Annotated in this window: 15 protein-coding genes; 13 read left to right on the top strand and 2 right to left on the bottom strand. The window is 66.7% G+C overall.

What is annotated here, in order from left to right:
- Positions 1–47: 47 nt before the first annotated feature.
- The 13 genes from H4W01_RS05455 to H4W01_RS05395 all read left to right on the top strand — a co-directional run bounded on the left by H4W01_RS05455 (position 48) and on the right by H4W01_RS05395 (position 11,122).
- Complete coding sequence (locus H4W01_RS05455; protein ID WP_209610206.1) at positions 48–740, top strand: endonuclease/exonuclease/phosphatase family protein; 693 nt, start codon at positions 48–50, stop codon at positions 738–740.
- Positions 740–3,034, top strand: a complete 2,295-nt coding sequence (locus H4W01_RS05450) for a patatin-like protein (protein ID WP_209610205.1) — start codon at positions 740–742, stop codon at positions 3,032–3,034. Before H4W01_RS05455 ends, H4W01_RS05450 begins: the two co-directional genes overlap by 1 nt.
- A gap of 232 nt (positions 3,035–3,266) precedes the next feature.
- Positions 3,267–3,590 (top strand): hypothetical protein, encoded by a 324-nt coding sequence (locus H4W01_RS05445; protein WP_209610204.1) that lies wholly within the window; start codon positions 3,267–3,269, stop codon positions 3,588–3,590.
- Positions 3,587–4,261 carry an orotidine-5'-phosphate decarboxylase gene (gene pyrF / locus H4W01_RS05440; RefSeq protein WP_010408275.1) on the top strand — a complete coding sequence of 225 codons (675 nt, stop codon included), beginning with the start codon at positions 3,587–3,589 and terminating at the stop codon, positions 4,259–4,261. The genes H4W01_RS05445 and pyrF overlap by 4 nt, the downstream gene beginning before the upstream one ends.
- A gap of 43 nt (positions 4,262–4,304) precedes the next feature.
- On the top strand, positions 4,305–4,940 hold the full coding sequence (locus H4W01_RS05435; protein WP_209610203.1) for a phosphoribosylanthranilate isomerase: 636 nt from the start codon (positions 4,305–4,307) through the stop codon (positions 4,938–4,940).
- Positions 4,941–5,067: 127 nt separating this feature from the next.
- The gene (gene trpB / locus H4W01_RS05430) at positions 5,068–6,297 is read left to right on the top strand and encodes a tryptophan synthase subunit beta (protein WP_209610202.1); all 1,230 of its coding nucleotides are present in this window, start codon (positions 5,068–5,070) and stop codon (positions 6,295–6,297) included.
- Positions 6,298–6,349: 52 nt separating this feature from the next.
- Complete coding sequence (locus H4W01_RS05425) at positions 6,350–6,796, top strand: endonuclease domain-containing protein (protein ID WP_334685162.1); 447 nt, start codon at positions 6,350–6,352, stop codon at positions 6,794–6,796.
- Complete coding sequence (locus tag H4W01_RS05420; protein WP_209610201.1) at positions 6,793–7,104, top strand: cupin domain-containing protein; 312 nt, start codon at positions 6,793–6,795, stop codon at positions 7,102–7,104. The genes H4W01_RS05425 and H4W01_RS05420 overlap by 4 nt, the downstream gene beginning before the upstream one ends.
- Positions 7,101–7,901 (top strand): tryptophan synthase subunit alpha, encoded by an 801-nt coding sequence (gene trpA / locus H4W01_RS05415; RefSeq protein ID WP_209610200.1) that lies wholly within the window; start codon positions 7,101–7,103, stop codon positions 7,899–7,901. Before H4W01_RS05420 ends, trpA begins: the two co-directional genes overlap by 4 nt.
- A complete protein-coding gene (gene accD / locus H4W01_RS05410; RefSeq protein ID WP_209610199.1) occupies positions 7,898–8,758 on the top strand; it encodes an acetyl-CoA carboxylase, carboxyltransferase subunit beta in 861 nt (286 codons plus the stop codon). Before trpA ends, accD begins: the two co-directional genes overlap by 4 nt.
- 115 nt (positions 8,759–8,873) lie before the next feature.
- Positions 8,874–9,260, top strand: coding sequence for an endonuclease domain-containing protein (locus H4W01_RS05405; protein WP_209610198.1), 387 nt, complete (start codon positions 8,874–8,876; stop codon positions 9,258–9,260).
- Positions 9,260–10,594, top strand: coding sequence for a bifunctional folylpolyglutamate synthase/dihydrofolate synthase (locus tag H4W01_RS05400; RefSeq protein WP_209610197.1), 1,335 nt, complete (start codon positions 9,260–9,262; stop codon positions 10,592–10,594). The genes H4W01_RS05405 and H4W01_RS05400 overlap by 1 nt, the downstream gene beginning before the upstream one ends.
- A gap of 69 nt (positions 10,595–10,663) precedes the next feature.
- On the top strand, positions 10,664–11,122 hold the full coding sequence (locus H4W01_RS05395; RefSeq protein WP_010408250.1) for a DUF6628 family protein: 459 nt from the start codon (positions 10,664–10,666) through the stop codon (positions 11,120–11,122).
- Here the strand turns inward: H4W01_RS05395 and H4W01_RS05390 are convergent.
- Together H4W01_RS05390 and H4W01_RS05385 are read right to left on the bottom strand one after the other, a co-directional pair.
- On the bottom strand, positions 11,112–11,861 hold the full coding sequence (locus tag H4W01_RS05390) for a tetratricopeptide repeat protein (RefSeq protein ID WP_209610196.1): 750 nt from the start codon (positions 11,859–11,861) through the stop codon (positions 11,112–11,114). The genes H4W01_RS05395 and H4W01_RS05390 overlap by 11 nt on opposite strands.
- Positions 11,862–11,919: 58 nt before the next feature.
- The gene (locus tag H4W01_RS05385; protein ID WP_334685161.1) at positions 11,920–13,620 is read right to left on the bottom strand and encodes an AmpG family muropeptide MFS transporter; all 1,701 of its coding nucleotides are present in this window, start codon (positions 13,618–13,620) and stop codon (positions 11,920–11,922) included.
- Positions 13,621–13,751 lie beyond the last annotated feature (131 nt).

Below are 13,751 nucleotides of genomic sequence, written 5' to 3'. Positions count from 1 at the left end.
TGCAGGCGGCGGTCGCGTGTGGCCGCTCGATCCGGCGCGAGCGCGCGATGATCAAGGTCGTCAGCTACAATATGCACAAGGGCATCGGGCTGGACCGCCGCCGCGATCCGCGCCGCATCCTGGATGTGCTGCGCGAGATCGATGGCGACGTGATCGCGCTGCAAGAGGCCGACCGCCGCTTCGGCACCAAGGCGCAAGTCATCCCGCACGCGTTGATCGAGGAGCATTCGCCGTGGCACGCCGTTTCCTTCGGGCATGACGGGGCGAGCATGGGGTGGCACGGCAATGCGATGCTGGTGCGCAAGGGGAGCGAAATACGCGCCGCCACATCGCTGCATTTGCCCGCGCTCGAACCGCGCGGTGCAATCCGGGCGGATGTGGTTATCGGCCACCACGCGATCCGCGTGCTGGGGATGCACCTCGATCTGTCAGGCCTGTGGCGCAGGCGGCAAGCGCGCGCGATCCTCGCGCATATCGACGCCTGCCCCGCCCCGCTGCCGACGGTGCTGATGGGTGACCTCAACGAATGGACCGCGCGCGGCGGCTGCCTGCACGATTTCGGGCGGGAGTATCCCAGCGTGCCGACCGGCCCCAGCTTCCATGCGCGCCGCCCGGTCGGGCGACTCGACCGGATCATGACGCGCGGGTTTCGCGTGCTCGGCTGCGGCGTGCATGACAGCGCGCTGGCGCGGCGCGCGTCGGACCACCTACCGATCTGGGCGATGCTGGAGCCGCTGTAATGCGCGAAAAGGAACTCCGCCTCGCGCTCGTCTGCTATGGCGGGATCAGCCTGGCGGTGTACATGCACGGCATCACCAAGGAAATCTGGCGGCTGGCGCGCGCCAGTCACGGCTTCCACGCGGCAACTGCGCCCGTCGGCGGCAGCGAGGGTGTGTATCGCACGCTGCTGGAGGAAATCGAGGCCGAGACCGGGCTGCGGCTGCGCGTGCTGATCGACATCATTGCCGGGGCGAGCGCGGGCGGCATCAACGGGGTATTCCTGGCGCAAGCGATCAGCGCCGGGCAGAGCCTGGAACCGCTGACCGATTTGTGGCTCGATTCCGCCGATATCGAGGCTTTGGTCGATGAAAAGCAGGCCCCTGCCCACCCGATGACCAAGATTTGGGCGCTGCCGCTGGCCTGGATGGCGGCGCGGCGCAGCGTCGATGGCATCGACGCCACGGTCGAGCCCGCCGCCCGCGACGAAGTCCGCGCCAAGCTGTCGCATTTCGTGCGCTCGCGCTGGTTCGAGCCGCCCTTTGGCGGGGAGCGCTTTACCGGGCTGATCCTCGATGCGCTCGACGCGATGGCCGCCGCACCCCGCGAACCGCGGCTGCTACCCGATGGCCAGCCGCTCGACCTGTTCGTCACCGTTACCGATTTTCGCGGTCATCCCGAACGGCTGCGGCTCAACTCTCCGCCCGAAGTGGTCGAGACCGAGCACCGCGTGATTGTGCCTTTCACCGATCATGGGCTCGCTTCGGAAACGCTGGCGCATCCCGCCGAACTCGCCTTCGCGGCGCGCGCAACCTCCAGCTTTCCGGGGGCGTTCCCGCCCTTCATGGTCGGCGAACTCGATCGCGTGCTGGAGGCGCGCAAGGTGCCGTGGATCAACCGCGCCGCTTTCCTGCAACGCATCCTGCCGCGCCAGGCCGCCGCCAATGCCGCCGATAATGCGGTGCTGATCGATGGCTCGGTGCTCAACAATGCGCCGTTCCGTCCCGCGATCGAGGCGCTGCGCGAACGCCCGGCGCGGCGACAGGTCGACCGGCGCTTCGTCTATATCGACCCGCACCCGCGCGGCGGCTTCGGTTTTGGATCGACCAAGGCGGGGGCACCGGGCTTTTTCCAGACGATCATCGGCGCGATTTCGGAGCTGCCGCGCCAACAGCCGATTCGCGACAATCTCGAGGAAATCGCCGAACGCTCAGGGAGGATCGAGCGGATGCGCGCAATCATCTCCGCGATCCGGCCCGAGGTGGAAAAGCAGGTCGAAGCGCTGTTCGGCTACACGCTGTTCCTCGATTCGCCGACGCCCGCGCGGCTCGCGGCATGGCGGCAGCGCGCGCAAACTGCGGCGGCCAAAAGCGCGGGCTATGGCTATGCCGCTTATGGCCACCTCAAGATCAACGGCGTGGTCGAGACGATTACCGATCTGCTGCATCACGCGGGCGGCGAGCCCGGCCCGCAGCGGTGGCGCGGCATCCGTCGCCACATCGCCGATGCGGTCAGCGCCCGCGGATTCGACGACATGCAGCCGAGCTTTTCGGGCGGGGCGAGCGCGACCACGATCGCCTTTCTGCGCACCTTCGATCTCGGCTTCCGCCTGCGTCGCCTTCGCCTGCTCGCGCGGCGTATCACCGATCTCGAAGGCGATCAGCCCGACGCCGAACTCGATCCGATCCGCGAGGCGATCTATATGAGCCTTGCCGACTATCTCGAATGCAAGCGCACCGATCGCTACGTCGGGTTGCGCAAGGAGGTGCGGCTGCTGCGCGGCGATGCCGGGCCGTTGCTCGACAAACTGGGTGCGGCGATGGACTTGACCGCGCTCGACCTGCGCACAGAGGAACGCCTCGCCACCGCTTTTGCGGGGCTGGCGCGCGAGATCAAGCGGCCGATCCTGCTGAGCTATCTGGGCTTTCCCTATTTCGACGTCGCCACGCTGCCGCTGCTACAAGGCGAAGGGCTCGACGAGTTCGACCCGATCAAGGTCGACCGGATTTGCCCCGACGACGCCACCGGCATCCGCAGCGGTGGTGCCGAGGCGACGCTGAAGGGCATTCAGCTCAACAGTTTCGGTGCGTTCTTCAGCCGTGCGTACCGCGAGAATGATTATCTGTGGGGGCGCCTCCACGGGGCGGAACGCCTGATCGACATTGTGCTGTCGGCGCTCGACCCGGCGCGCACGCTCAAGCCCGGCCGCACCGCCGCGATCAAGCGCGCGCTGTTCCTCGCCATCCTCGACGAGGAAGAGCCCAAGCTGACCGCCGTGCCTGGCCTGTTTGAAACGCTCCGCCGCGAAATCGGGTAAGGGCACGTCTCCCCTCCCTGGAAGGGAGGGGTTGGGGGTGGGTTGGCCCGTAATTCGAGCGCACCCCTCACCAGCAGCCGACCCACCCCCTGCCCAGCGTTGGGTCGGTCATGCCCCCAGCATGACCTGAACAGCGCGGCGCGCTGTTCACCCAACGCTCTTCCAGGGAGGGGAGGAAAGGACGCACCAAGCAGGCTGGCAATCGTGACGCGTTCGCACTAACCTCAGGCCCATGCAATTTCTGAAAATCCTCTTCTGGTGCCTCATCGCCTTCATCGCGGCGATCTTCACGCTGGAAAACTGGACCAGCGTGACCCTCAAATTGTGGGGCGGGGTGGAGGCGCTGATCAATTTGCCGCTGCTGCTGTTGCTGACCTTCCTTGCCGGGCTGCTGCCGACGCTTGCCTGGCATTCGACGCTGCGCTGGCGCTTGCGCAACCGGCTCGCCACCGCCGAGCGCACGCTCGCTGACCTGCGCGCGGCGATGGCCCCGCCGCCTGCCGCAGCGCAATCGCCCGACCCGATCGAGGCCCCCGCCTCGGAGCACGCCGCATGAGCAACCGTCTGTTCGTCGCGCTCGACACGCCCGAGCTGGACAAGGCGCGCGCGCTCGCCAGCAAGGTCCGCCACCATGTCGGCGGCATCAAACTCGGCCTCGAATTCTTCATGGCCAATGGCCGCAGCGGCGTGCGCGACATGGCCGAGCTCGGCCTGCCGATCTTCCTCGACCTCAAGCTGCACGACATTCCCAACACCGTCGCCAAGGCGATCATGGCACTCCGCGGGCTCGATCCGGCGATCCTGACCGTCCACGCCGCCGGGGGCCGCGCGATGCTGGAAGACGCCAAGGCCGCCGCCCCGCTCGGCACCAAGGTGGTCGCGGTGACGACGCTGACCAGCCTCGACGGGGCCGACCTCAAATCGATCGGCTGTTCGGGCGACCCGCATGAGCAAGTGCTGCGGCTGACCGAGTTGGCACGCGATGCCGGCGTCGATGGCGTGGTCTGCTCGGGCGAGGAAGTCGCCGCTGCGCATAAGCTGTGGCCCAAGGGCTTCTTCGTCGTCCCCGGCGTGCGCCCGGCAGGCGGTGTCGTCGGCGACCAGAAGCGCGTCGTCACCCCGCGCGCCGCGGTGAATGCCGGCGCGTCGATCCTCGTCATCGGCCGCCCGATCACCCAGGCCGAAGACCCCGATCTGGCCGCGCGCGAGATAGCCGGGACGCTCTGAGCACGCCCGCCTCGCGACACCGCCGGGGCACCAAGGACACCCAATGACCACTGCCAAGATTTGCGGGCTATCGACGCCCGAAACGCTCGACGCCGCGATTGCCGGTGGGGCGAGCCATGTCGGCTTCGTGTTCTTCGCCCCCTCCCCGCGCAATCTTTCGCGCGATCGTGCGGCGCAACTGGCGGCGCGCGTGCCCGGCCATGTCGCGCGCGTCGGCGTGATGGTGAACCCCGACGATGCGCTGGTCGAGCAAGCGATTGCCGCCGGTCAGCTCGAGGTGCTGCAATTGCACGACACGCCCCCAGCCCGCGCCGCCGCGATCAAGGTGCGCAGCGGCCTGCCGATCTGGGCGGCGGTCGCCGTGCGCACCCGCGCGGATCTGGCGCTGGCCGAGACCTTTGGCGGCGTCGCCGATCGCATCCTGTACGACGCCAAGACCCCGCCCGGCGCGGCGCTGCCCGGCGGCATGGGCGTGCGCTTCGACTGGCATTTGCTCGATGGTTTCCGCCATCCGCTGCCCTGGGCGCTGTCGGGCGGGCTCGATCCGCTCAATGTCGCAGAGGCGGTGGCGGTGACCAGGGCGACGCTGGTCGATGTCTCCTCCGGCGTGGAAAGCGCGCCCGGAATCAAGGATGCGACCAAGATCCGCGCGTTTCTGGAGGTCGTGCGCGACCTCTGATTCCGTTCGTGCTGAGCCTGTCGAAGCACTGCGTCGCCGCCCAGCCCGCCAGATTTCGTGCGGCGCTTCGACAAGCTCAGGGCGAACGGGGTTGGCTGGCGCTCTACACCTGCTAAACGGCACCGCTATGAACGCCCCCAACTCCTTCCGCACCCAGCCCGACGAGCGCGGGCATTTCGGCGCATTCGGCGGCCGCTATGTCGCCGAGACGCTGATGCCGCTCGTGCTGGAACTCGACACCGCCTATCGCGCCGCCAAGGCCGACCCGGCTTTCAAGGCGCAGTTCGACGATCTGCTCGAACATTATGTCGGCCGCCCCAGCCCGCTTTATTATGCCGAGCGGCTGACCGACGCTTTGCGCGAAGGCGCGCCCGCGGGCAAAGGCGCGCAAGTGTGGTTCAAGCGCGACGAACTCAACCATACCGGCGCGCACAAGATCAACAATTGCATCGGGCAGATCCTGCTGGCGATGCGCATGGGCAAGACGCGCATCATCGCCGAGACCGGCGCTGGCCAGCACGGCGTTGCCACCGCCACCGTCTGCGCGCGCTTCGGGCTGCCCTGCGTCATCTATATGGGTGCCAAGGATATCGAGCGGCAGGCCCCCAACGTGTTCCGCATGAAGCTGCTGGGCGCCGAAGTGCGGCCCGTGACCAGCGGATCGCATTCGCTGAAGGATGCGATGAACGAGGGCATGCGCGACTGGGTCGCCAACGTCCACGATACCTTCTACATCATCGGCACCGCGGCAGGCCCGCATCCCTACCCCGAAATGGTCCGCGATTTCCAAAGCGTGATCGGCATCGAAGCGCGCGCGCAAATGCTCAGCCGCATCAACCGCCTGCCCGATCTGCTGGTCGCGGCGATCGGTGGCGGGTCGAATGCGATCGGGCTGTTCCACCCGTTCCTCGACGATGGCGACGTGATGATGCTCGGCGTCGAAGCCGCCGGGCGCGGGCTCGACAAGGAACATGCCGCCAGCCTCGCCGGCGGCGCGCCGGGCATCCTCCACGGCAACAAGACCTATTTGCTGCAGGACGAAGACGGCCAGATCACCGAGGCGCATTCGATCTCGGCCGGGCTCGATTATCCGGGCATCGGCCCCGAGCATTCGTGGCTGCACTCGATCGGCCGGGTGGAATATACCTCGATCACCGATAGCGAGGCGCTGGATGCGTTCCAGTTGCTGTGCCGGACCGAGGGCATCATCCCCGCTTTGGAGCCATCCCACGCCATCGCCGCCGTCGCCAAGCGCGCGCGCGAAATGGACAGCGACCAGATCATCCTCGCGAATTTGTGCGGGCGTGGCGACAAGGACATCTTCACCGTGGCGGAAGCGCTGGGGGTGAAGATATGAGCGCAAAAGCCCTCTCCCCTTCAGGGGAGAGGGTTGGGAGAGGGGAAGTCAGGTGCGCGACGCCCGACTGACCGCCTACGCCAAAACGATGCGTAAAGAGCCCTCCGAACCAGAGCAGCGCCTCTGGCTCGCGCTACGGGCCAAGCGCTTCGAGAACGTCAAATTCCGTCGTCAAAAGGTCATTGGCCGCTACATCGCCGACTTCGCGGCACGCGACCCGATGCTGGTGATAGAACTGGACGGCGACACCCACGCCGGACAAGAAGGCTATGATGAAGCCCGAACGCATTTTCTCCAAGAACAAGGCTATCGCGTGATCCGATTCTCGAACATCGACGTCATGACCAACCTTGAGGGTGTGTTGCTCACGATTGCGAGCGTGATCGCTACTTCCCCTCTCCCAACCAGCGACGGGTCGGCCATGCTCCCAGCATGGCCTAAACAGCGCGGGGCGCTGTTTACCCGTCGCTCCCCTGAAGGGGAGAGGGCTAAGCGATGAAACCCTTTTCCGCAAAGGCCTTCACCGCCGACCGCGCCTGGGGCAGCAGCCTGTTGGGCGATTTCGGCGACGTGGCAGTCCGCCTGCACTGGACCGACCAGCCCTATCGCTGGCATCGCAATACGGGCCGTGAGGTGTTCGCCGTACTCGAAGGCGTGATCGACATGCATTATCGCGAAAATGGCGTGGAGCAGGTCGTTCGGCTTCATGCCGGGGACGGCGTCTCGGTCGAGGATGGGGACGAACATGTCGCGCACCCGGTCGGGCCCGCGCGAATTCTGGTAGTAGAGCGCAAGGACTCCGAATGACCCGCCTCGCCGACGCCTTTACCAAAGGCCATCCCGCGCTCGTCGCCTTCGTCACCGCGGGCGATCCTACGCCGGACGCCACCCCCGCCATCCTCGACGCCCTTGTCGAAGGCGGTGCGGACGTGATCGAACTGGGCATGCCGTTCACCGATCCGATGGCCGATGGCCCCGCAATCCAGGCCGCCAATATCCGCAGCCTGGCAGCGGGCACGCGCACCGCCGACATCCTGGCTATCGCCAAGAGCTTCCGCGCGCGCCATCCGCAGGTGCCGCTGGTGCTGATGGGCTATGCCAACCCGATGACGATCCGTGGCGGCACATGGTTCGCCGAGGCCGCGTGCGATGCCGGGGTCGATGGCGTGATCTGCGTCGACATCCCGCCCGAGGAAGACCCCGAACTCGGCCCCGCACTGCGCGCGGTCGGTATCGACCAGATCCGCCTCGCCACGCCGACCACCGATTCCACGCGCCTGCCGACCGTGCTGGAGGGGGCGAGCGGCTTCCTCTATTACGTGTCGGTCGCCGGCATCACCGGGCTGCAACAGGCAGCACAAACCTCGATCGATGCGGCGGTCACGCGGCTGAAGGCGCATACCGATCTGCCGGTTGCGGTCGGCTTTGGCGTGCGCACCCCCGAACAAGCCGCCGCAATCGCGCGCGTGGCGGATGGCGTGGTGGTTGGCTCGGCGATCGTCGATCTGGTCGGCCAGCATGGTGCCGCTGCACCGGCCGCCGTAAAAACCTATATTCAATCCCTGTCGCAGGCGATTCACGCCGCCCGGAAGGAACTCGCATGAGCTGGCTTACCAGCGTGCGCAACGCGCTCGCTTACGTCGTCCCCGTCAAGAAGGAGACGCCCGACAACCTGTGGCACAAGTGCAAGGGCTGCGGGACGATGACCTTCGTCAAGGAACTGGAGGACAATCTCCATGTCTGCCCGCATTGCGACCATCATGATCGCATCGGGCCGCTGCTGCGCTTCCAATATGTGTTCGACGCGGGCAGCTACAGCATCGTGCCGCTGGCCAAGGTGCCCGACGATCCGCTGAAGTTCCGCGATACCAAGCGCTATGTCGATCGCATCAAGGCGGCGCGTGCCGCGACCAATGAAGGCGATGCGCTGATTACGGCGCGCGGCACGATCGAGGGGCATAAGGCCGTGATCGGCGTGCAGGACTTCGCCTTCATGGGCGGCTCGATGGGCCTCGCGGTCGGCGAGGCGTTCGTGCGCGGGGTCGAGACCGCAATTGCCGACAACTGCCCGTACATCATCTTCACCGCCGCCGGCGGCGCGCGCATGCAGGAGGGCATTCTCAGCCTGATGCAAATGCCGCGCGCGACCGTGGCGATCGCCATGCTGCACGATGCCGGCCTGCCCTATATCGTGGTGCTGACCGACCCCACCACGGGCGGCGTGACCGCGAGCTATGCGATGCTCGGCGACGTGCAGATTGCCGAGCCGGGCGCGTTGATCGGCTTCGCCGGGCAGCGCGTGATCGAACAGACGATCCGCGAAAAGCTGCCCGACGGCTTCCAGCGCGCCGAATATCTGCTGGAACACGGCATGATCGACATGGTGAAGCACCGCCGCGACCTGCGCGCGACGCTGGCAAGCCTGATCGATTACCTCTGCGGCGCGAAGCAGGCGGCGTAGGCGCAATACTCCCCTCCCGCTTGCGGGAGGGGCACCATCAAACTCCCCTCCCGCTTGCGGGAGGGGCGCAGACGTAAAACTCCCCTCCCGCTTGCGGGAGGGGCTGGGGGAGGGAATGGAGCAACGGACCAAAGCCCGAGCGCTACGCGGCAACGCCACCGCAGCCGAGGTCCGCTTGTGGCGCGCGATCAGTGCGCGCAAGCTGGAAGGTGTCCGTTTCAACCGCCAAGTCCCGATCGGACCGTTCATCTGCGACTTCGTCGCGCGCAGCCTCAAGCTGATCATCGAAGTGGATGGCGACACGCATGGGGAAACGCGCGAGCAGGACGAAGAGCGTACGCGCTATCTCCAATCCGAAGGGTATCAGGTCATTCGCTTCTGGAACAACGACGTGCTGGGGAACCTTGATGGGGTGGTGGCCGAGATCGCGCGGGTGGTGAGCTTGCTGAGTATTCCCACCCCCTCCCCCAGCCCCTCCCGCGAGCGGGAGGGGAGTTTATAATGGACACCGCCACCTCCACTAACGCCGCCGTGCAGACGCAGCTCGACCGTTTATGGTCGCTCTCGCCCGGTGCCGACATTCTCGGACTGGAGCGGATCACCGCGCTGCTCGACCGGCTCGGCAACCCGCAGCACCGCCTGCCGCCGACCATCCATGTCGCGGGCACCAACGGCAAGGGCTCGACCTGCGCCTTCCTGCGCAGCGCGATCGAGGCCGCCGGGCTGACCGCGCACGTGTACACCAGCCCGCATCTCGTGCGCTTCAACGAGCGCATCCGCGTGGCGGGCCGGTTGATCGACGACGCCGCTCTGGCGAAACTGCTCGAAGACGTGCTCGATCATGCCGAGGGCATCGGCGCGAGCTTCTTCGAAGTGACCACCGCCGCCGCGTTCCTGGCCTTCAGCCGCACGCCCGCGGATGCGTGCATCATCGAGGTCGGGCTCGGCGGGCGGCTCGATGCCACCAACGTGCTGACGCGCCCGGTCGCCACCGGCATCGCGCAACTCGGCATCGATCATCAGAGCTTCCTTGGGGATACCGCCGAAGCGATTGCGGGCGAAAAGGCCGGGATCGCCAAGGCCGGGGTTCCGCTGGTCACGATGCGCTATTCCGCATCGGTCACACAGCGCGTCGCCGAGGTCGCACAGGCGGCCGGCGCGACCGTGCTGCCGACCGGCACCGACTGGCGCTTCACCGTGGAGGCCGATCGCCTGCTCTATACCGATACGGCGGGCCAGATCGAAACCCCGCTGCCGACGCTCGCCGGGCCGCACCAGCCCGAAAACCTCGCACTCGCCATCGCCTTGCTGCGTCACCAGACCGCGCTGACCATCCCAGCCGAAGCCTATGCCGCCGCCGCGCGGAACACACGCTGGCCCGCGCGGATGCAGCGGCTGCACGCCGGGCCACTGACCGCGCTGCTCCCGCCCGGCAGCCAGCTTTGGCTCGATGGCGGGCACAACACCGCCGCCGCCGCCGCCATCTCCGCCACGCTCGATGCGATCGCGCATCCCGGCATCGGCCGCAGCGAAGTGCATCTGGTGCTGGGGATGCTCGCCAATAAGGATCCCGCAGGTCTGCTCGCCCCCTTCGCGCGCGTCGCCACCACGCTCCACGCGGTGCCGGTGCCCAGCCACGAGCATCACGCGCCCGCAGCACTCGCCGCCATCGCGCACGACCTTGGGCTCGCCGCGCATACCGCCCCCGATGTCGCGACCGCGTTGCGCGACATTACCGAGATTGCCGACCCGGCCGAGCCGCCGATCGTGCTGATTCTGGGCTCGCTCTACCTCGCCGGTGAAGTGCTCTCGGCGAACGACGAAGCGCCCGACTGACGCTTCTTTATTGCGATTGACTTGCAATAGCGAATCTCGGAAGATGCTCCCCTGCAACGGAGCATCGCCATGACCACTGCCCCCAATTCGTCATCCGCGCCGACCTCACCGTCGCGTTATTCGGCAAGCCTGCCCAATCCGATGCCCGACGATCCCAATCGGCGGCTGCTGCTGTTCGCCTTCCGCCGGATGGGCGCGCATGGCCTGAAGGACGCGCATGCCGCGAGCGCGCTGTTCCAGGCGTTCGGTCAGGATTTCCGTCGCCCCTTGCTGCTGATGCGCACGATGATGGCCGATCTTGCGCACAATGCGACCTGCCCGATCACGATCGCGCCCTGCTGCTGCATGCGGATGACCGCGTCGGAAGCGACCATCCTCACGATCGTCGACCGGGCGGAAACCGCGCCCGACAGCGCGCGGCTGTTGCTGGGGGATCTGATCGGCCTGCGCCGCCCCGATGGCGTGCTCGCCAGCATCACCGCCGTCGCGAGTGCCTTTGCCGATGCCGGGCGGCCGCTTACGCCTTGACCGCGCGCAGTTCGCCCAGCCGCGCCATCGCCCAGCGGTACATTTCGGCTTCCGCGGCGCGCTGCTGGCGGTCGAGCAGCTTCATCCGCGCCTCGACCTCTTCCAGCACCTCGCGCGCCTTCTTGTCCCAGCCCTGTTCGAGCAGCAGCGCGGCATAGCGGCAGCGCCCCTCCTCCCCCGGCAAGCGCGTCACCAGATCGGCATACAGCGCCAGCGCCTCGTCCTTGCGCCCCAGCGCATCGAGAATGCGCGCGCGCAGCAGGCCGATCCGGTCGCGGTCGCTTTGTGCCGAGGCGGGCGGCGCGGCGTCGAGCGTCGCCAGCGCGGCGGCCGGATCGTGCGTCTCGAACTCGGCGCGGGCGCGCTTCTCGGCGCTGCGCGTATCGACCGGGCCGCGCTCGGCCGCCTCGCGGTAGAGCGGCAACGCCTCGCCATAATTGCCCTGTGCCGCCAGCGCATCGGCCAGCCGCATCCGGTTGGCGACGGTATCGGCGAGCGCCAGCGCGCCACGCGCCGCGCGCACATCCTTGTCGGGATCGAGCTTCGCCGCCACCGTCGCCCGCGCGGTGCGGACATGGCGGTTGCCCTGGAAGCGCGGATACACTTCCAGCACGACATAAGCGATCGTGCTGGCGAGCGGCAGGAACACCAGCGCCATGATCCACAATTGATTGCGCCCGTTGCGGATCACGTCGATCACGCACAGCACCTGAATGGCGATGGTGAGGAGGTAGAACATCGGTATCACGCTCCGCCCAGTTAGTCCCGCGCGCGCGGGGTCATCGAGACACCCGGCATCAGCCTTCCCCACGCACCGCCGCCGCGCTGCTGCGGGTCGAACGCCACCATTCGAGCAACACAAAGAAGATCGCCAGCAACCCCAGCACCGCAACCTCGCGGAACACCGCCGCATAGCCGATCCTGTCGATCAACTCGCCCGCAAAGCCCTTGCCCAGCGACCCGATAAGAAACGTCAAGGAGGACAGCAAGGCATATTGCACCGCCGAATATTTCTTGCTGACGATGCCCGAAACATAAGCGACAAACGCCGCGCCTGCGATGCCAGTCGAGACGTTCTCATAGGCGATCGTCAGCAGCAGCCGTGCGATGCGCAGATCTCCGCCAAGCGCCTGCGCCAGCACATCCAACCGCAGCGTCTGCAATACGATGTCGATATAGGGCGCACCGTCGGCGAGATCGGCATAGAGGAAATTGCCGAAGATCGGCAGCGCCGCCCCGATGAGCACCGTTGGAAACCGCCCGATCCGCACGAACAGATAGCCGCCGACGCTGACCCCGATAATCGACATGACGATGCCGAAGATCTTGGACGCGAAGGCCACCTCGTCCTTCGTATAGTGCATGTAATCGAGGTAGAACGGGTAAGCGAACGAGGCCCAGACATTGTAACACAAGGCGTACGTCAGGATCAGCCCGATCACCACCAGCACCCCCCAGCGCATCCGCTCGGTCAAATCGGCAAGCGGCGCGATCAGCGCGCGGTAAAGGTGGTTGGCGATGGTGCGTGCCGGCGACACGCGCGTATCGACGACGGCCTGCACTTGATGCCCGCGCAGCTTCAGCCAGTTGAGCACGGCTGCCACGATCAGCGGAACGATCACCGTCGCCAGCACGATCAGCGGCCCGTTATATTTCAGGAAATCGCCCGCCGACGGCCGTTTGCCGCCCGGCGGCACCTCGGCGAGCATGCTCGTCATGAACACAATGATGCGGACGATCGCCCACACCCAGCTCGACCCGACAATGAGGAGCGCGATGGCGCGCGCGCGCGGCGCGATCTCGCCGGGCTGGTCGAGCAAATCGGCTGCGACATCGGGGCTGCGTTCGGTATCGGGCGCGGCCAAGGCGATCAGCAGCATCACCCCGATCAGACACGCCATCAGCAGATAGACCGTCGGCCATGACATGCGCGCCGCCAGAAACAGCGCAAACGCCCCGCCGACGATGCTCGCGGTGCGATAGCCGAGCTGGTAGATTGCGGACAGCAGTTCGACCGGCGTGCGTTCGTCGGCCACATCGATCCGCCACGCATCGATCGCCACGTCCTGCGTCGCCGAACCGATCGACGCGACGAAGGCGAACAAGGCAAAACGCGCAATGTGGACGGTGGGGTCGGTCACCACCAGCCCGATCAAGCCCAGGATGATGAGCCCCTGGCAAAGCACGATCCAGCTTTTGCGCCGTCCGATCCGCCCGAGCAGCGGCGGACGCGTGCGATCGACCAGCGGCGACCACAGGAATTTGAACGCATAGGTCAGCCCAACCCATGACAGCACGCCGATCGTCGCGAGGTTGACCTTCACTTCGCCGAGCCACGCCGTCAGCGTCCCGATCAGCAATGCGAATGGCAGACCCGAGGAGAAACTGAAAGCGAGCATCGACGCCGCCTTGCGCGTCTGCAGCGCCGCCTTGAGCAGCCGCCAGCCCTTGGGCTTGATCGGCGGTGCAGGATCCTCGCGCATTTCCGTAACAGTCACAGTGTCCCCTTCGAGCCTCAAGCCAACAGATCGGCCCGCGCGCCGGAGACTAGCGTCAAAAATCACCAGTGAAAGGGTGATGCGCAGGGATGGGCCGGGCGATCGTCCTTACCCGGACCAGCCCCGGACAA

It is taken from the genome of Sphingomonas sp. PL20, assembly GCF_017875905.1.
In the GTDB taxonomy this organism is placed as follows: domain Bacteria; phylum Pseudomonadota; class Alphaproteobacteria; order Sphingomonadales; family Sphingomonadaceae; genus Sphingomonas; species Sphingomonas echinoides.
This window is presented reverse-complemented; position numbering and strand designations above follow the sequence as displayed.